At 40.8% G+C, this 17,368-nt stretch carries 16 protein-coding genes, 1 tRNA gene and 3 pseudogenes; 10 read left to right on the top strand and 10 right to left on the bottom strand.

Annotated elements, in window-relative coordinates; genetic code table 11:
• The first annotated feature begins 199 nt into the window (after positions 1 to 199).
• The 9 genes and pseudogenes from HMPREF9007_RS10725 to HMPREF9007_RS10760 all read left to right on the top strand — a co-directional run bounded on the left by HMPREF9007_RS10725 (position 200) and on the right by HMPREF9007_RS10760 (position 7,545).
• Complete coding sequence (locus tag HMPREF9007_RS10725; RefSeq protein WP_008761992.1) at positions 200 to 1,387, top strand: DUF418 domain-containing protein; 1,188 nt, start codon at positions 200 to 202, stop codon at positions 1,385 to 1,387.
• A 445-nt stretch (positions 1,388 to 1,832) separates the two neighbouring features.
• Positions 1,833 to 3,056 (top strand): annotated as a pseudogene (locus HMPREF9007_RS10730) (site-specific integrase).
• A 25-nt stretch (positions 3,057 to 3,081) separates the two neighbouring features.
• Positions 3,082 to 4,221, top strand: a complete 1,140-nt coding sequence (locus HMPREF9007_RS10735; protein WP_004323783.1) for a PDDEXK nuclease domain-containing protein — start codon at positions 3,082 to 3,084, stop codon at positions 4,219 to 4,221.
• Positions 4,222 to 4,534: 313 nt separating this feature from the next.
• A complete protein-coding gene (locus HMPREF9007_RS10740) occupies positions 4,535 to 5,098 on the top strand; it encodes a Crp/Fnr family transcriptional regulator (RefSeq protein ID WP_004323784.1) in 564 nt (187 codons plus the stop codon).
• An 80-nt stretch (positions 5,099 to 5,178) separates the two neighbouring features.
• Positions 5,179 to 5,805 (top strand): NUDIX hydrolase, encoded by a 627-nt coding sequence (locus HMPREF9007_RS10745; RefSeq protein ID WP_008761990.1) that lies wholly within the window; start codon positions 5,179 to 5,181, stop codon positions 5,803 to 5,805.
• A gap of 11 nt (positions 5,806 to 5,816) precedes the next feature.
• The gene (locus HMPREF9007_RS10750) at positions 5,817 to 6,437 is read left to right on the top strand and encodes an HAD family hydrolase (protein WP_004323786.1); all 621 of its coding nucleotides are present in this window, start codon (positions 5,817 to 5,819) and stop codon (positions 6,435 to 6,437) included.
• Positions 6,438 to 6,477: 40 nt separating this feature from the next.
• Positions 6,478 to 6,718, top strand: a pseudogene (locus HMPREF9007_RS26300) (hypothetical protein).
• Entirely contained in the window at positions 6,672 to 7,091 is a 420-nt protein-coding gene (locus tag HMPREF9007_RS10755; RefSeq protein ID WP_008761989.1) for a hypothetical protein, read from the top strand. The pseudogene HMPREF9007_RS26300 and the gene HMPREF9007_RS10755 overlap by 47 nt, the downstream one beginning before the upstream one ends.
• 121 nt (positions 7,092 to 7,212) lie before the next feature.
• On the top strand, positions 7,213 to 7,545 hold the full coding sequence (locus HMPREF9007_RS10760) for a helix-turn-helix domain-containing protein (RefSeq protein ID WP_008761988.1): 333 nt from the start codon (positions 7,213 to 7,215) through the stop codon (positions 7,543 to 7,545).
• A gap of 52 nt (positions 7,546 to 7,597) precedes the next feature.
• Here the strand turns inward: HMPREF9007_RS10760 and HMPREF9007_RS10765 are convergent, their stop codons facing one another.
• The 8 genes and pseudogenes from HMPREF9007_RS10765 to HMPREF9007_RS10790 form a co-directional block, all read right to left on the bottom strand.
• Positions 7,598 to 8,317, bottom strand: coding sequence for a hypothetical protein (locus tag HMPREF9007_RS10765; RefSeq protein ID WP_008761987.1), 720 nt, complete (start codon positions 8,315 to 8,317; stop codon positions 7,598 to 7,600).
• Positions 8,318 to 8,321: 4 nt separating this feature from the next.
• Positions 8,322 to 9,245 (bottom strand): relaxase/mobilization nuclease domain-containing protein, encoded by a 924-nt coding sequence (locus HMPREF9007_RS0125150; RefSeq protein WP_032850488.1) that lies wholly within the window; start codon positions 9,243 to 9,245, stop codon positions 8,322 to 8,324.
• A 9-nt stretch (positions 9,246 to 9,254) separates the two neighbouring features.
• Positions 9,255 to 9,587: pseudogene (locus HMPREF9007_RS27765) on the bottom strand (MobC family plasmid mobilization relaxosome protein); the annotation flags it as partial.
• Positions 9,588 to 9,733: 146 nt separating this feature from the next.
• Complete coding sequence (locus HMPREF9007_RS10770) at positions 9,734 to 10,699, bottom strand: toprim domain-containing protein (protein WP_008761985.1); 966 nt, start codon at positions 10,697 to 10,699, stop codon at positions 9,734 to 9,736.
• A 163-nt stretch (positions 10,700 to 10,862) separates the two neighbouring features.
• Entirely contained in the window at positions 10,863 to 11,936 is a 1,074-nt protein-coding gene (locus HMPREF9007_RS10775; RefSeq protein ID WP_004323793.1) for an AAA family ATPase, read from the bottom strand.
• A 5-nt stretch (positions 11,937 to 11,941) separates the two neighbouring features.
• On the bottom strand, positions 11,942 to 12,229 hold the full coding sequence (locus HMPREF9007_RS10780; RefSeq protein ID WP_004323794.1) for a helix-turn-helix domain-containing protein: 288 nt from the start codon (positions 12,227 to 12,229) through the stop codon (positions 11,942 to 11,944).
• A gap of 125 nt (positions 12,230 to 12,354) precedes the next feature.
• Positions 12,355 to 13,263, bottom strand: coding sequence for a hypothetical protein (locus HMPREF9007_RS10785; protein ID WP_008761984.1), 909 nt, complete (start codon positions 13,261 to 13,263; stop codon positions 12,355 to 12,357).
• 237 nt (positions 13,264 to 13,500) lie between these two features.
• Positions 13,501 to 13,584 (bottom strand) — tRNA-Leu (locus HMPREF9007_RS10790).
• A gap of 164 nt (positions 13,585 to 13,748) precedes the next feature.
• Here HMPREF9007_RS10790 and HMPREF9007_RS10795 point away from each other — a divergent pair.
• Positions 13,749 to 14,831 (top strand): mannose-1-phosphate guanylyltransferase, encoded by a 1,083-nt coding sequence (locus HMPREF9007_RS10795; protein WP_008761983.1) that lies wholly within the window; start codon positions 13,749 to 13,751, stop codon positions 14,829 to 14,831.
• Between the two features lie 88 nt (positions 14,832 to 14,919).
• Here the strand turns inward: HMPREF9007_RS10795 and HMPREF9007_RS10800 are convergent, their stop codons facing one another.
• Both HMPREF9007_RS10800 and HMPREF9007_RS10805 read right to left on the bottom strand, forming a co-directional pair.
• Entirely contained in the window at positions 14,920 to 16,569 is a 1,650-nt protein-coding gene (locus HMPREF9007_RS10800) for an AMP-binding protein (protein WP_008761982.1), read from the bottom strand.
• A gap of 33 nt (positions 16,570 to 16,602) precedes the next feature.
• On the bottom strand, positions 16,603 to 17,178 hold the full coding sequence (locus HMPREF9007_RS10805) for an XRE family transcriptional regulator (protein WP_008761981.1): 576 nt from the start codon (positions 17,176 to 17,178) through the stop codon (positions 16,603 to 16,605).
• Positions 17,179 to 17,368 lie beyond the last annotated feature (190 nt).

The following is a 17,368-nucleotide window of genomic DNA, read 5'->3' as shown; positions in this document are numbered from 1 at the left end:
ATTTTATTTCATTATTTACATTAATATTCAGGAAGTTATCAACAAGCTAACTATAAAAGACAAACAGCATCATCAATCATACAAAGCACATAAAAGTCATATTTTGTTCTTTATTGAACAGTATTTTTCCAAAACTATAAAAGGGCTGCGTTAAATTTGCATCTGAAAAAGTACGTTAACATTTTAAATTCTAAAAAGTATGCATTTATCTAACACATTACCCCATAATAATCGTATAGAAATAGCTGATGTGCTACGTGGGTTCGCTGTAATGGGAATTACACTTATCCATTTTATCGAACGGTTTAGCCTCAATAGCTTTCCGGAAGAGACCTGTAACTTTCTGATATTTACGGATAGGGTAATTTGGGATAGTGTATTTTTTACCTTTTCCGGTAAGGCATACTGCATCTTTGCATTGCTTTTTGGATTTAGTTTTTTTATTCAAGACAATTCACAAAAACTTAAAGGAAAAGATTTTCGTGGGCGGTTTGCCTGGCGGTTAGTATTACTTCTTTTTATAGCTTGTATTAATTCGGCTTTATTTCCGGGTGAAATATTGGTACTCTACGCCTTGCTTGGTTATGTACTGATCGCAGTCTGCCGACTCTCTACCCGAACAGTCACGATCATAGCAGTCATTCTTCTACTTCAACCTATTGAATTGGGACAAATAATTTATGCACTCATCAACCCTGACTATATTATTAATGCTGAGCTTGATGCTCCATACTGGGAGTTAGTCAATGCAGCTCAGAAAGAAGGTTCTTTCCTCGAAATGTGCAAAACTGCCATATGGACGGGTAATGTTGCCAACATGGGTTGGATGCTATTACACGGAAGAGTTACTCAAACCGCCGGTCTGTTTATGGTAGGTATGATAATTGGGCGTAGCAACGCGTTTCTCTATTCAGAAAAGAATATAAAAATCTGGATTAAAGTATTCATCATAGCCGTTACCGCCTTTTTCCCCATTTATGGTTTGATAAATATACTCCCCGACTTTATAAGTCGCGAAGCACTACTTGTACCTTCTGTCCTTCTATGCAAGTCACTGTCAAATATTGCATTTACAGGAATCATGTTTGCAGGTATCATACTGGTTTATTACCTGACAACCCTTAAGAATGTTCTTCATAAATTTGCACCTTATGGACGCATGAGCTTGACCAACTACCTGTCACAATCTTTAATCGGAGGATTCTTGTTTTACAACTGGGGATTAGGACTTTATCTGCATACAGGCATTACAGCGTGTATCCTTATTGGTGTAAGCGTATTCTTTTTACAATACTTTTTTTGTAACTGGTGGCTTCGTTCACATCGCCAGGGTCCATTAGAATGGCTATGGAAGAAAGCAACCTGGATAAAGGTAGGCAAGGGATAAATGATACTGAGAGATAAGAAAAGGTGCAATTCATCGTAAAAGTGAATTGCACCTTTTTAGTATTTTTGCTGCAAATAACACAGTCTATAGAAAATATCGAAAACCTTCTGGTAGTGCACATTAGAAAGAAATACCCTATAACAAAAAAGCTAAGTAATTGATTGCTCAATTCTTAGCTTTTCGTGGTACCCAGACCCGGTACAAACCATAGAAATCATAGGAAAACAAAAGAAACTATCTACCTTATTATCAATAACTTGCATATTTCCTATTTTCTCCATTTTTGCCATATTTTGCCCATTTTCTGTTATTCAGTACACTTTTAGTACACTTTGAAATATCATTTTCTTTTGTACCTTTGCAATATCAGAAAACAAAAGAAAATCAACTATTTAGCGTAATCACCCGGTTATGGTACCTAAATCGGGATAAAAACCTCTAAACAATGGCAAAGTTAGAAAATAAAACGAAAGAAAACCCCAAGTTAGAGCAAAATAAGCTCTCGGATGGTAGAATTAGCCTTTACTTAGAGTATTATTTAGGTAGAGAGGAAAAGCCCGTATTAGATGAAAACGGCAATCAAGTGTACTATGATAGTGGAAAGATGCAAGGCAAGCCCAAGTTTGCAGTAAAGCACAACAGGCGAAAAGAAAACCTTAGTCTGTATCTGATAGATAAGCCCCGTACCCCTGCGGAACGTCAGCAGAACAAAGAAACGTTGGAGCTTGCCACAAAGATACGCGCAGAGCGTGAACAGGAATTTAAGGAAAGTATGTTGGGGTATCGGTTGAAAAAAGATAGAACGGTCAATTTCTTAGACTATTTCCAAGCTTATATCAACAGTTATACCAAGAAAGATATTCGCATGGTACAAATTGCGCTTAGCCGTTTTAAGGACTTCTTAAAAGAGCAGTACCCCATGAATGAGTTTAGTATCAAACCGGAACTTATCACCAAAGAAATGATGGAGCAGTTTGTAGCCTACCTGCAATCCCGAAGTGTGGGTGAGGGTGCTAAAAGCATTTACCAGCGTTTCAAGAAAGTTATTCGATATGCGATTGAACACGATGTAATGTTGAAAGACCCGTGCAAAAGTGTTACCTGCAAAGTAGATAGTCAAATGCTTCGGAAAGATGTGCTTTCTCCCGAAGAAATACAAAAATTGGTAGCTTGCCATTACGATAATGAAAATCCGAATGTCAGACGGGCTTTTGTCTTCTGTCTGTATTGTGGGCTGCGTTTCTGAGACGTAAAAGACCTTACTTATAAAAATGTGGACTATGCTAACCGATTATTGAAGTTCGAGCAAAGCAAGACCAAGGGGCATTCTGCCAGTAGCGGTGTAGTTATTCCCTTGAATGATGGTCTATTATCCATTATTGGCGAAGCTCCGGCAGACAAGAACTGTTTGATATTCGATTTACCTACATACGAAAGCTGCTGTAAATCAGTAAAGCGTTGGGTAAAGAGAGCCGGAATAGACAAACATATAAGCTGGCATTGTGCCCGACATTCGTTTGCCGTGAACATTCTGAATAATGGGGCAAATATCAAAACCGTAGCCAGCCTTTTAGGACATAGCGGATTAAAGCATACGGAGAAGTACACCCGTGCGATGGATAAATTAAAAGAGGAAGCAATAAACAGCTTGCCCGAACTAAAGTTTTAACCATAAAAGACTTATCTTTGTAACTATGAACTTTGAAGCATTAGTAAAACATATCAATACGATACAGAACACGTTGCAGGTACAAGCTGCACACGCTGTAAACCTTGCCCTTACTTCCCGTAACTGGCTTATGGGTTGCTATATCGTAGAGTTTGAGCAGAACGGAGAAGACCGTGCCGCATACGGTGAACAATTGTTGAAGAAGCTGGAACAACGGCTGAAAACAAAAGGTCTGAATGAACGTAGATTCCGTGAATTTAGGCGGTTATATCTTGTTTATCCACAGCTAAAAGAGTCTGTCACACAATATATTGCATCACAAATACAAATTCGGCAGTCATTGACCGCCGAATTCACCGAACCAATTCGGCGGTTGGTGACCGCCGAATCTGAAAATGGCGTTTGGAAACTATCAACAGAACACCCACAAACCGAAACATGGATGATTCCGGCTGATAGATTATTCAACAGATTATCTTCCACCCATTTAAATACCATATCGGGAATTGAAAACCCGGTAAAACGTGCTTTCTATGAAATGGAAACTATGCGTGGTTGCTGGTCTGTAAAGGAGTTGGAGCGACAAATAGCGTCTTTATATTACGAACGTAGCGGACTATCCAAAAACAAAGAAGCACTCTCCGCTTTAGTCCAACAACAAGCAACCTTATTACAGCCCAAAGATGTAATCAATACCCCTGTTACTTTGGAATTCTTAGGCTTGAATGAACGTGCATTAGTGACAGAAAACGACTTGGAGCAATCCATTCTTGACAATCTGCAACGCTTCCTGTTAGAAATGGGACATGGCTTCTGCTTTGAAGCCCGGCAAAAACGTATCTTGATTGATGAAGATTATTTCTTTACTGACCTTGTGTTCTATCACCGTATTTTGAAATGCCATGTTATTGTGGAATTAAAGATAGACAAGTTCCGCCATGAATATGCTTCACAGTTAAATATGTACCTCAACTACTTTAAAGCAGAAGTGATGCAGTCGGATGATAATCCGCCTATCGGCATTTTGCTCTGCACCGAAAAGGGAGATACATTAGTTAAATATGCCACTGCCGGATTAGACCCGAATATCTTTGTACAGAAGTACATGATAGAACTTCCAACCGAGGAAGAAATAAAAGAGTTCATTTCTTCCTCAAACTATTAAGGATAAATCAAGACTGAAAAAGATTGCTAAAAACGATACTGGCGAAAAAGGTAATACTATTTCTTTTTTCGCCAGTATCGTTTCTAGCTGTCAATAGAAATTGGTTTAGTTCGTTTTGGCTATATAAACAAAGGGATAAACTAAACGTAGTTTAGCACCACCTATTTCTTTTGCCTATATCACATATCCACATCGTGGTTCTCTTTTCATCCCACCTTGCTAAAAATAGTCAAATTCCTTTTTAAACTATGAATGCAACAATATTATCCCTTTCTGTTTTATTATTTTTGTAGAAAGAGCAAAAACATTGATAATGGATAATATAATAAGAAAGATACAAGAACTCTATCCTGTTTCGGATGATTCATTGCATCTGCTAAAGTACTGTTTTAAACAACAGACTTTTCCAGCTAAAACTATCATCATACAAGCTGGTCGTTTTGACAATCAAGTCTATTTCATAGAAAAAGGAATAACACGTTCATATATCCTGCATAATGGAAAAGAAATAACAACATGGTTTTCTATGGAAGGCGATGCGACTTGTGGTTCATGGGATTTATATCGGCACAAAGCAGGATTTGAATATGTAGAAACCTTAGAAGAAACTTTAACCTACTCCATTTCTATAGACAAGTTGAATGATTTATATAAATCCCGTATTGACATTGCCAATTGGATGAGAGTGTTACAGCAAGAAAATTTTCTACTTTTACAGGACATTCATATTTCCCGGCTGAACTTGTCTGCCCAAGAACGTTATGAAAAGTTGATAAAAGAATATCCCAGCATTTTCCACCGAGTGACTTTAGGACATATTGCCTCTTTTTTAGGAATAACACAACCTTCTCTTAGCAGAATCCGGTCAAGCCGATGATTTTTTAACATAGGACAAAAATAAAGAATTTCATTTTCCATACCTTTGTAAATCAATATAACGATACTAACATTCACTATATGAATAAAATAGTACAACCACAATGGCTTGAATGGGCAAAAGAACTACAATTCATTGCCCAAGGGGGATTGACATACTCCAAAGATGTATTTGATATAGAACGCTTTGAACGCATTAGAGAAATTGCAGCAGAAATGCTTAGTCTGCAAAGTGAAATACCCATAGAAAAAGTAAAGAATCTGTTTTGCAATGAAACAGGATTTCAAACTCCTAAATTAGATACACGAGCTGCTATATTCAAAGATGATAAAATACTGCTTGTGAAAGAGAAAAATGGAACTTGGTCTTTGCCCGGTGGTTGGGTCGATATAAATCAGAGTATCAAGACTAATACAGAAAAAGAAGTAAAAGAAGAAGCAGGATTAAATGTAAAAGCTATCCGGATAATAGCTATACAAGATAGAAATTTGCATAATATTCCCCCCTATGCCTACAATGTTTGTAAAGTTTTTGTTCTTTGTGAGATTGAAAGCGGATATTTCCGACCCAATATTGAAACGGATGAGAGTGCCTATTTCGGATTGGAAGAATTACCTATTCTTGCAAAAGAGAAAAATAACGAAGAACAAATTAAAATGTGCTTTTCAGCTTACTACGATAGAAACTGGCAAGTATTATTTGACTAATAAATCAACACATGAAATATAAACATATCGTATTCGACATAGACGGTACATTGATAGATACGGAATATGCAGTCATCAACTCTTTAATAAAAACAATTACAGAAATAACAGGAAGCGCACCTCAATATGAAAGTCTGAAATTTGCTTTAGGCATTACCGGAAGAAATGCGTTGGAATTACTCAAAATACCCGACATAGAAGATGCATTGAAACGATGGGATAGGAATATGAAATTGCTCCAGCACACTATTCAACCTTTTCAAGGTATCAAAGAATGCTTGCAATCCCTTTTATCAAGAGGCTATATTTTAGGCATTGTAACCTCCAAAACATATCAAGAATATTATTCTGATTTTGAGCCATTAGGGTTAGCGGACTATTTTTCCACAATTGTATGTGCCGATGATACTGATGAACATAAGCCCCAAGCAGCACCCTTAGTAGCATATTTGGCTAAAGCCCATGTAAGCCCCGAAAACGCTCTCTATATTGGTGATAGTATTTATGATATTCAATGTGCTAACAATGCCGGTGTTGATTCCGGATTGGTTTTATGGAGCAATAATGTATCTAATCCTATACGTGCAGACTATTATTTTAAGACACCCAATGATATAAGTAAAATTCTATAAAAGACGAACTAACTAATTATGAAATTAAAAATATTAATAGATGAAAGCATTATTACAACAGAGTTTTTTTTCGATTACTATCGGAATACTCACAGCGCAAAGTTTCTGCATCTGAACTAACAAAAGCTGTTGAAGAATTAGCTATCCATGTAGCCAATTTCAGTATTAACGAGCAAGATTATAGTGTATTACTCCGCTATTTTTCTTTTGGTTTATATCGTCTTAAGTCATACCGTGTACGGTTTGAGCAAGAAAAAAATGCCCTATTTGCATCTAATTGATGAAGCGATAGGACTTTTAAACACAGAAATACGCCTTATTGAATGGCGCATCAAATACCCGGAACAACTCAAACAGCGGATTGAAAAACAAAGCCTTTCCCCTCTCTATCTCGCTGACAAAACAGCCCTTATCAACATCATGGAAATGGTAAGCGGTCTGTTCCTCTCCAAAGACATTGTTTATCAGAACGGCAAACCTGCCTATTTGGTAGATTTATCCAAAGGTTTTGAATGGTTGTTTAACATCAAGATAAGCGACTGTCACCAAAAGCATGAGGACGTGATAAAACGAAAGCCGGGCAAACTCACAGAATTTCTTAATGGACTGGCAGACCTTATCCGAAAGGAACATGACAAAAAAGGATATAGATAATCAGTGCTTTATGATTTATTTATAATGGATTCCATGTGCGCCCCCGTAATTTTCTTGCATTCTTTTTCTGAATTTTGCTTCATCAATTCACAAAAGGTATAATCTGAAATATGAAGCAATTATGTATATAGAAAATGATGAATTTGGCGAATGGATGCAGAAGTTGTATGCCAAACTGGAAGAACTCTGCAAAGATGTACGGGTGTTGCGTAACGCCGATAAGGTGCTGCCCGAAGATGATAACCTGTTGGATAATCAAGACTTGTGTCTGTTGTTCAAAGTAAGTATCAAAACCCTTCAACGTTACCGGGCTATCGGTGTGCTGCCGTACTTCACAATCAGCGGAAAAGTGTATTACAAGGCTTCCGATGTCCGAGAGTTTATTAAAGAAAGGTTCAGCATTACCACGCTACGCCAGTTCGAGAAAGAACACTGCACGAAGAAAAAGAAGTGAATTAAAACAGCCGAAACGGTGAATGTGCTTCATCCGTTCCGGCTTTCTCTGTTTATGGCTTACCCAACTTATCGGCTTCTTTCTTTAGTTGCTCGGCTTGTTCGTTCAACAGCCTTGCACGTTCCAGTGCTTCCGCCTGCTTTTGGATGCGGTATTCAAAATCTATAACTGAATCGGTCAGACTTCGGATAAAACCGTTATCCCGTTGCCACTTGAACTTGTTTTCCAGCATATCAAAAGTTTCCCCGTCTGCCTGTCCTTGCATCAGTAAATAGCGGTATTTCATATCGTTGTCCTGCAACTGCTGCATACGTTCAGCCAAACAAACATTCAAGAATATGGAAGCGAAACAGATAACCAGCACTGCCGAAAAAAGAAACAATCCCGGACAAATCCAAGAAGCTACCTTGTTGTAAATCCGTTGATAGAGCGGTAAGGGCGTAGCTTCCTCTTTATCCGTCTTGCAAGAACCCAAGGCATCAATCATTACCTTGAAACAACGGTAGGTTTCCAATACTATTTTCTTGGTGTCCTCAATATGTTTCTGCTGACCTTGCATCCTGTTCCTTATCTCGTCAAGCTGGCTTCGGATAGCCTGCAAATCCTTTTCGGGAACAGCCGGGTTACTATGCAGTTCCGACAATGCCTGTTCGATTGCGTTCAGTCTTTCGAGAGTTTCCTCCCGACTGGCTGGCGTCACCTGTGTTTCCTGCTTCTCTTTCAGTTCTGTAACCATTGAGAGAAGCCCCTCTAAAATCAAATTTTCCTCCATGTATTTACAGTTTAAGTTGTTTTTTCTTTTTCTTCTTCTTTCTCAAAAAGGAATCATCGGGTATTTCATCAGCCGGGGCTGACAAACCGGAAAACAGACCGTCTAAACCTGCAATAAAAGAATTATTCGCTTTGTCGGGTGCTGATACTGATTTCTGAATAGGTGCAGTAACCGTCTGCTTATTGCTTCCGACTATCGCCTGCCCTACATCCCCAAAACATTTATCCAGTTTGGAGAAACTGAAATTACGGTCTATTTCCGAACCCTTGAACGTGTATTCGCCTTTGGAAAAGGAAACGCCCTGTATCTCCTGCCCCTTATACTTGAACAGGATAGTAATACCCTTTTCCGCTAACCGTTCCTGTAACTGCTGCCAGTTCTTGGACTTTCCGATTTCATTCTTTACAGCGTTGTAAATCTCGTATTTCGATTTGTCCGGCTCTTTCAAGCGGTGCTGCTTTACTTGTTCTTTTCCACCAGCGAAATAAAGCCCGTGTTTGGCTTTCAGCTTCTTGCATACTTGTTCGTTACGGTACATATCGTTCCTGTCCGAAATAGTCTTGCCGCTGTTGTCTATACGGTTGAACACGATATGCACGTGCGGATGCTCCCGGTCTTGATGGCGCACGATGATATACTGCGTATCGGTAATTTTCATTTCACGCATATATTCCTGCGCAAGCTGTATCATCTTCTCGTCTGTCAATTTGGGTGCATCCACTGCCGAATAGCTTAACGCAATATGTCCGACTGGCTTTTTCAAGTCGGGATTCATCCCGGTCTGCATACAGAAGCTGCGGATTATATCTCCCTGACTTTCTGTCAGTACCCCGTCCGCATGGAGCAAAGCCGCCTGTTCCTTGCCCAACACATAGTTTACGCAGCCCTTAAACCCGCTTCCCTTTTTATTTTTCCAATCATCCGACAACTGGTTTATAATTTCGACAATCCTGTTTTTCAGTTTCACCAGTTCCACCGCCACCAGTGCGAAACCTCCGGCATTTGCCCGGTGTGCCAGTTGGTTGATGTTGTTGGCTTCCCCTGCCAGCTTGCGGATGGTGTCCGCATCCTGCCTATTCAGCCGGGGTATGACCTCTGCCGAAACAACTGCCTGCCGGACATACTCACTGACACGCAACCCGGCTTCTCCGGCTCTCTTTCTGATGGCGTAATACTGCAACTCGGTCAGTTTCGTACTGACAACCCGTTGCTGCTTCTCTATCCGTTTCTTTGCCGGACGTCCCCCCGGCTTATCCTTTATATTCGTCATAGGTTTTTACGTTTAAATGGTGTCTTAAAAATTGCGACCAACGGGAGAAATTTTCTTTGTGATGAGCAAAGCAAGGTAGTTTCGGTTTACCGAAACATAACCTTGCTCTCCAAATTAAACCGCCTGCCGTTGGTAATCCTGCCGGACTAAATCCCCCTGCCCCTTTTCTGTCTTGGGGCGGCACGTTGTCCGGTTTCCTGCTTTATCTCCTGTACTTGGCTGGTGCTGTTCTTCTGTTCCTGCTTCTTGCCGCACAGGTAATCGTTCAAGTCTGAATAGCCCCTATAATTGTCCGAGAAGTCACGCACATGGTAGGAGTATTCCAATGCAATAGCCTGTGTAGCCTGAAACCCCGTCTCGTCATTGTCAAGCATACAGTGGATGCGTTCATATGGGTACAGCACGTCAATGGCTTTCGGCACGTTGACAGTAGAGTTGAGTATGACATAATCCTGTCTGTCAAGGTCGGGCATGGTCGGACAGTTCTTCATCCGGAGCGTGAGGAAAGAAAGATAATCCATAAAACCCTCGAATACCAAACATTTCTCTCTCAGCTCTCCCTGCTGCCGTATATGGGTGATGTCTTTCGGGGCGATGCAGCCTTTGAAAAAGGAATTGCGAACCTCGTAACCTCCTGCCATATTCGGGAAACCGATAGCAAAGAACGGTCTGCCGTTATTGGTAAAATGGAGTTCCTTACATTCTCTTTTTGCCAGTTCGATATTGATACCCCGCCCCTGCAAGTAACGGAGCAATGCCGGATGGGTCAAGTCACGGACTTCCAAATGTTGGAAACTCGGTTCTGTCCTACGCTGGGGAAAAGAAAAACTGACCGGGCGGACGTGCGGTGTCTGTTCCGCTATCCGGTTTAAAAGGTATGGCAGGCTGCCGGAGCAATAGAGTTCCTTTGCCAGTGCAATAATGTTGCCGCCCTTGCCTGCTCCAAAGTCATACCAAAGATTGCGGTCAGTGTTCACCTTGAAAGACGGTTCGTGTTCCTCCCTTAACGGTGATTTGTACCATAAGCCGTTGCCCTGCTGCTTGACAGGAGAGTAACCTAAACTGTGCAGATAGTCTGCGATGGGTATTTGTTTCACATCTTCGATGTTCATAACATTTTCTTTTTTGGGGATTAAAAAATAGTTGAAAAGTGCGCCAGTCCTGTTTAGTCCGTTATATATATACCCGTACCATACTAAACCTGCTTGTTCCGAAACAGGGAAATAGTAAGTCCGTTCCTCTTATATATACACCCGGACTAAACCAAACTGACTTTTAATAATGGAAATCGGGATTATATCGGTAGCCCTTGCCCTCTTTCACAATCATGCGCTTGTTCACAAGAAACTTGTTAAGTGACACAAGGACATTGCGTCCACGCTCGTAGCCGATACTCGCATAACCCTGCTTCAATGCCGCTATGACATTGGAATAGCCTTGTACCACCTGCTTGCCGAAACCGTTCTCCAACGCTTCCCGGTGTTGCTGTTCAGTCAGTTCCGTAAGCGGAAAATTCCTGTCTTGCTTAGGTTGTTGGAATACATAATCATCCACGATTTCGGGCAAAGCGTTGTCATTGATACGAAATGCGAACGGGTCAAATTCCCGGTCACGTATGTGCATCGCCTTTACCTCGCTTATGTTGCCGTCCTGCTGGCTTTTCGTGATTTGCAGGACGGTTTCAGCCTTGTTGTTCAGCTCCGTACCAATATGTCCCCTTGTGTTGTCATCCCCCTTGTTCAAATGCAGTACAGTATGGATATGCAGGTTATATCCGCTTGACCAGCGCATCAAGAGGTTGATTAGGTCAGTCGATTCACTGGGGCTGTTGATGTCATACATCAAGTCACGGATTCCGTCAATAATGAGTAACCCCACATCGGGCATATTTTCAAGCATATAGCCGATAATCTGTTTCCGCTTGTCGGGTGTCTGCTCCCTTAGCACGATGAAAACAAAATCGTCTCTGTCCTTGTCGGTAGGCAGTCCGGCAAGTCGTAAAATACGCTCCATGACCTTGTGGCAATGGTATTTACTCTGCTCTGTATCGACATAGAGGATTTTCCGTTTGTTCGGTGGCAAGTATGCCGAATACTTCAGTACTTCGTCATTCTTCAACGCTGCCGCAACGATAGCGGAAATGTTGAATGTCTTTTTGCTCTTGGCTTTACCCGTGGATGCACTGAAATTACCCAGCGTGCCAATGGTAGAGCCGTTCACCCAGAGTATTTCGGGCGGTACTTCGTAAGTGTCCGTCACCTTTAGATGAATGGTTTTCCAAAGAACTGCGAAATCCTCTTTCTGCATAGTGACGTCCTGCCCAGCTTCTGTCGCTTTTCTATTTTCCATAACCGTTATTTCTTTAGAGGACGGTTAAGGATATATTTCTGCGCTTCCTGCTCTATCTGTGCCTGCGTCTTGACCGGGTTCTGACGCAACCATGCTTCCAACTCCGCTTTCTCAAAATAAAGCATTTTGCCCTGCGGCTTGTAATGGGGTATCAAGTTACCCGAAGTCAACTTGTACAGGTAACTTTTAGAAAGGTTCAAGAACCTGCTCGCTTCATCGAAGCTAAGCACATTCTTTGAAAGGAACACTAATTTTTCGAGTTCTGAAACTCTTAACTCTAAATCTCTTTCCATATTGTTTAGGAATTTAGGTGAAACAATATGAAGGTGCGCACCCTCGTTTTTTTTGTTAACGGGGGCAAAGTTAAGAGGTTGAAAATGAAGTCTAATTGACCTTTGTTTGAGCGTTCAATCTATGCTCAACCTTTTTTCAGTTGTTTGATGTACTTGTCTATGATTTCATATCCTTTCGGATAGATGTTTTTTGCTTGGTCTGTTGCACTGGATAAGTCAGTACGTGTAAGTGGTTCTCCTTTTATCTTTCCTAATATCAGCTTGTTATTTGCTATGACAGACTGCCATTCATAAACAATGTAATTATAGCAGCCAAGCTGCATCATAAGATAGGCTAACAGACGGGTATTATTAACTTTCAATACCCCATTCAGTTTGCAGTTGAAAAAATCGGTAAGTATTTTGGCACTGACGGTAGTAGTAAACATATTCGCTTCATTCACACAGTCGGTCAGAAGTTTGATTTCATTGGCTTTCAACGTGGACTTGAAAGGATTGCTTTTGCCCACAATCTTGGTTGGATTAGTATCTGCACTTTCCTCTTTCTCTTTTGGCAAGACTTGCTCTTGGATGGCAACCGCATCTGTATGGTAATTGCTTTCCTGTTCTTGCAGATAGCGCAAATACTTGGAAAGCACGACAAGATTAACGATAATGGACAAATAGGGAAGCCGCCCATCATAACAGGACGGTTCATGCAAATATGCGTCCATATCAAAATCAGAGCAGCGGAAACCGATATACTTTTTTCTTTCATCAGAATTCAAGTCCTCAAAATAACCGCTTTCCCACAAAAAATCGGGAATATCCATATCCAATACAATGTTACGCACGACACGGTATTTTTGTTGGATGGCTACAATATTTTCAGTCACACGGAAAATTTCTTGCCGCAAATAATCCTTTAGCTGAGCTTGCGTCAAATATTCACGTTTTAAAAATAGTGCATCTACTTTAGTTTTATAGTCATGAGCTATACAACTATCTAATATCTTCTGTATTTCTCTGAAATTGTTTTCCATATGATTTTCCATAATCGTGCGCCTTTAAACGTTCTTACTACAAATATAAGGTAAGAATCTCACTTTTCCCGAAAACATCGGCAATAATAAGGTAGATAAAGATAGGATAAGCGTTAAGAAATCATAAAGATATGGGGAAGAAAACTATTAAAGTACACCTTTTCTTTGTATTCGTCATTCAGTACACTTTTAGTACGCCCTATAAAAGCAGAAAACCCTGATAATCAGGTGATTATCAGGGTTTATTCGTACCCAGACCCGGGGTCGAACCGGGATGGAAGTGAATCCACTGGTGTTTGAGACCAGCGCGTCTACCGATTCCGCCATCTGGGCATGCTTGATTTCTCAATTGCGGTGCAAAGATACGACAATATTTTGATTCCACAATAGTTTGAGAAAAAAAAGGAGCAAAAAATAATAAAACATGTCCCAAAGGCTTCTATATTTAGAGAATAAACCGTACATTAGCAAAAACATTTAAAAATAGAGTCACTATCATGACAAACATGGATAATTATTGCGTGATTATGGGTGGTGGTATCGGTAGCCGCTTCTGGCCGTTTAGCCGCAAAACATTGCCCAAACAATTTCTTGACTTCTTCGGAACCGGTCGTTCACTCCTACAACAGACCTTCGACCGCTTTCAAAAGGTAATCCCAACCGAAAATATTCTTATTGTCACCAATGCAATGTACGCCGATCTGGTGAAGGAACAACTTCCCGAATTGGATGAGAAACAGATTTTATTGGAACCCGCAAGAAGAAATACCGCTCCATGCATCGCATGGGCTGCCTATCACATCCGCGCTTTAAACCCGAATGCGAATATCGTCGTTGCTCCCTCAGATCATCTGATTTTGAAAGAAGAAGAATTCCGTGCGGCAATCATTAAAGGACTGGAATTCGTTTCTCACTCTGAAAAGTTACTGACACTAGGCATCAAGCCCAACCGTCCTGAGACCGGATATGGCTATATACAAATTGACGAACCAACCAGTGATGGCTTCTACAAAGTAAAGACATTCACCGAAAAACCGGAACTGGAATTAGCCAAAGTATTCGTAGAAAGCGGTGAATTCTACTGGAACTCCGGATTATTTATGTGGAACGTCAATACCATTATTAAAGCTGCAGAAATCCTGCTTCCCGAATTAGCATCCAAACTGGCACCGGGAAAAAACATCTATGCTACAGATAAAGAGAAAGCATTCATTGAAGAAAACTTTCCCGCATGTCCCAATGTATCCATTGACTTCGGCATCATGGAAAAAGCGGACAATGTATATGTATCTTTAGGCGATTTTGGTTGGTCTGACCTGGGCACATGGGGATCACTCTACGACTTATCAGAAAGAGACCGGGAAGGCAATGTGACCTTAAAAAGTCATTCTTTGATCTATAATGGAAAAGATAATATGATCGTACTCCCCAAAGGAAAGCTCGCCGTGATCGATGGCTTGGAAGGCTATCTGATAGCCGAATCGGACAATGTCCTGCTAATCTGCCGTAAAGACGAAGAACATTCTATCCGCAAATACGTGAATGATGCCCAGATGCAACTGGGAGACGATTTCATTTAAGAATGAAGAACTAAAAAAAGAAGAATGAAGAATTGCTATGCAGCATACAGCGCAGCTAATTCTTCATTCTTCTTTTTTAATTCTTTATTTAAATAATTTCTATTCCTTGCTCCTTACAAAGCTGCAATCCAAGATCTTTCAATCTGAATTTCTGAATTTTACCACTGCCTGTCATCGGAAACTCCTTCACAAAGAAGACATATTTCGGTATCTTATAACGGGAAATCTTATTCTTACAGAAGTCACGAACGTCCGACTCATGCATTTCAACTCCTTCCTGCAATATGATAAAAGCACCAACCGCTTCACCATATTTCTTAGAGGGAATCCCTGCTACCTGAACATCCTTTACTCCATCAAGCTTATAAAGGAATTCTTCGATTTCACGCGGATAGATATTTTCACCACCACGAATAATCATATCCTTGATACGTCCTGTGATCCGGTAATTTCCGTCCTCATCTTTAATGCCTAAGTCGCCCGAATGCAGGAAGTTATCTTTATCAATCACTTCAGCCGTAGCTTCCGAATTCTTATAATACCCTTTCATCGTATTATATCCACGATTGCACATTTCGCCTTGTACGCCTACCGGACATTCTTCGCCGGTTTCAGGATCAATCACTCTGACTTCTGTAAATTCAAAGTCGCGTCCTACCGTATTACAACGTACATCAAACGAATCATCGATGCGGGTAGCGGTCATACCGGGAGCGGCTTCAGTCAGTCCGTATACACTGGTAACCTTCATGTACATCTTTTCTTCTACCTGTTTCATCAGTTCAACCGGACACAACGAACCTGCCATTATACCGGTACGCAGACAAGACATATCAAACAAGTCGAACATCGGATGATGCAACTCGGCAATAAACATCGTAGGCACTCCGTAAAGAGCCGTACAGCGTTCTTTATGAATGGAAGCCAACACGACCAACGGATCAAACCGCTCTACCATCACCTGTGTACACCCATGAGTCAGACAGTTCATCGTAGCCAACACCACTCCAAAACAATGGAATAGCGGCACACAACAACAGAGTTTGTCATCCGCCGTAAACTTCATGTGTTCGCCGGTCAGAAAACCGTTGTTGGCAATATTATAATGAGTCAGCATCACTCCTTTCGGGAAACCGGTAGTTCCTGATGTATATTGCATATTCACTACATCATGACAGTCTACTTTACTTTTAAGTTCAGTCAGGCGGTCATCTTCCACATTATTCCCCAGCAGCAAGATTTCCGCAGTATTATACATTCCCCGATGTTTCTCCTGACCGACGTATATCACATTCTTCATATACGGAAAGCGTTCACTCTTCAAATGACCGCGTTCACAGGTTTTCAGTTCAGGAAGCATCGTATACGTCATTTGCACAAAATCACTGTCCTTTTCACCATTGACGATACAAAGTGTATGCATATCGGAATTCTGGCAAAGATACTCTAGCTCGGCCTGCTTATAATTCGTATTCACCGTGACGTATACCGCACCAATCTTGGCACAAGCATACAGCAATGTCAGCCAATCGGGCACGTTCGCCGCCCAAATACCGACATGAGTACCACGTTCCACACCAACAGCGATCAGTCCTTTCGCCATATCATCCACACGCTGGTTTAGCTGGCTCCATGTAAAACGAAGATTACGGTCGGAATAAACGATATATTCCTTATCGGGAGTCTCTTCAGCCCAATGTTCCAGCCATTGCCCAAGAGTACGTTCAAATAATTGCATGCGATTATTCTTAATATTTGGTATCAGATTTTATTAAATCGGAGTGTAGACTACAGCCAATATTTTAGCAGCCTGCCCTTCGTAAGCATGTACATGATGAGGAACGATGGAGTCATAGTAAATACTATCACCTTCTTCCAGCAAATAGGTATTCTTACCATAGCTGATTTCCATAACCCCTTCCATAACCATGATAAACTCTTCTCCTTCATGCGAAGAAAGCACAAAGTCGCTGTCCTCTGTCGGCATCACGTCAATGATAAACGGCTCCATGTGACGATCCGCTTTCGATTTAGACAATGAATGATATTCCATGTGCTTGCGTGAATGAATCGCATTATTGGAAAAGCTGATGGCATCTTTAGCCTCTTTTTTACGGCATACCACAGGCCCGATTTCATCCTGATCATCCAGGAAAGTGCCCAGACGTACCCCCAGCACACGCGCTATTTTAATCAGCGGTGCAAGAGACGGTATATCGATGTTATTTTCAATTCGTTCGATCTGCTCGATAGCCAAACCCGAACGCTGTGCCAATTCCTCTATACTTATTGATTTATCTTCCCGGAGCGCTTTAATTTTCTCTCCAACAATCTTACTCGTATCCATATTGAAAGTTTTTTAGTTAGCAAAGGTGATAAATTAGAATAATTAGGTTGCAAAAATAGCAAAATCTTTAGATGAACACAATTATAATCCTAAAATATCTCCCATAATATATCTCTTTTCACCTACCTGCCTTGAAAATGGATTAAGTAATATATAGACTGGAGATTAACACTAATTAAACTCGGAATTT

This window comes from Bacteroides sp. 1_1_14, assembly GCF_000162515.1.
Taxonomy (GTDB): domain Bacteria; phylum Bacteroidota; class Bacteroidia; order Bacteroidales; family Bacteroidaceae; genus Bacteroides; species Bacteroides thetaiotaomicron.
Note: the sequence above shows the minus strand (reverse complement) of the source record. Positions and strands in the feature narration are given on the sequence as shown.

Bases quoted from the DNA above. Each gene is read 5' to 3' on its own strand.
- HMPREF9007_RS10725 (WP_008761992.1), top strand. From the start codon at position 200: ATGCATTTATCTAACACATTACCCCATAATAATCGTATAGAAATAGCT.
- HMPREF9007_RS10735 (WP_004323783.1), top strand. From the start codon at position 3,082: ATGAACTTTGAAGCATTAGTAAAACATATCAATACGATACAGAACACG.
- HMPREF9007_RS10740 (WP_004323784.1), top strand. From the start codon at position 4,535: ATGGATAATATAATAAGAAAGATACAAGAACTCTATCCTGTTTCGGAT.
- HMPREF9007_RS10745 (WP_008761990.1), top strand. From the start codon at position 5,179: ATGAATAAAATAGTACAACCACAATGGCTTGAATGGGCAAAAGAACTA.
- HMPREF9007_RS10750 (WP_004323786.1), top strand. From the start codon at position 5,817: ATGAAATATAAACATATCGTATTCGACATAGACGGTACATTGATAGAT.
- HMPREF9007_RS10760 (WP_008761988.1), top strand. From the start codon at position 7,213: ATGTATATAGAAAATGATGAATTTGGCGAATGGATGCAGAAGTTGTAT.
- HMPREF9007_RS10765 (WP_008761987.1), bottom strand. From the start codon at position 8,317: ATGGAGGAAAATTTGATTTTAGAGGGGCTTCTCTCAATGGTTACAGAA.
- HMPREF9007_RS10770 (WP_008761985.1), bottom strand. From the start codon at position 10,699: ATGAACATCGAAGATGTGAAACAAATACCCATCGCAGACTATCTGCAC.
- HMPREF9007_RS10775 (WP_004323793.1), bottom strand. From the start codon at position 11,936: ATGGAAAATAGAAAAGCGACAGAAGCTGGGCAGGACGTCACTATGCAG.
- HMPREF9007_RS10780 (WP_004323794.1), bottom strand. From the start codon at position 12,229: ATGGAAAGAGATTTAGAGTTAAGAGTTTCAGAACTCGAAAAATTAGTG.
- HMPREF9007_RS10785 (WP_008761984.1), bottom strand. From the start codon at position 13,263: ATGGAAAATCATATGGAAAACAATTTCAGAGAAATACAGAAGATATTA.
- HMPREF9007_RS10795 (WP_008761983.1), top strand. From the start codon at position 13,749: ATGACAAACATGGATAATTATTGCGTGATTATGGGTGGTGGTATCGGT.
- HMPREF9007_RS10800 (WP_008761982.1), bottom strand. From the start codon at position 16,569: ATGCAATTATTTGAACGTACTCTTGGGCAATGGCTGGAACATTGGGCT.
- HMPREF9007_RS10805 (WP_008761981.1), bottom strand. From the start codon at position 17,178: ATGGATACGAGTAAGATTGTTGGAGAGAAAATTAAAGCGCTCCGGGAA.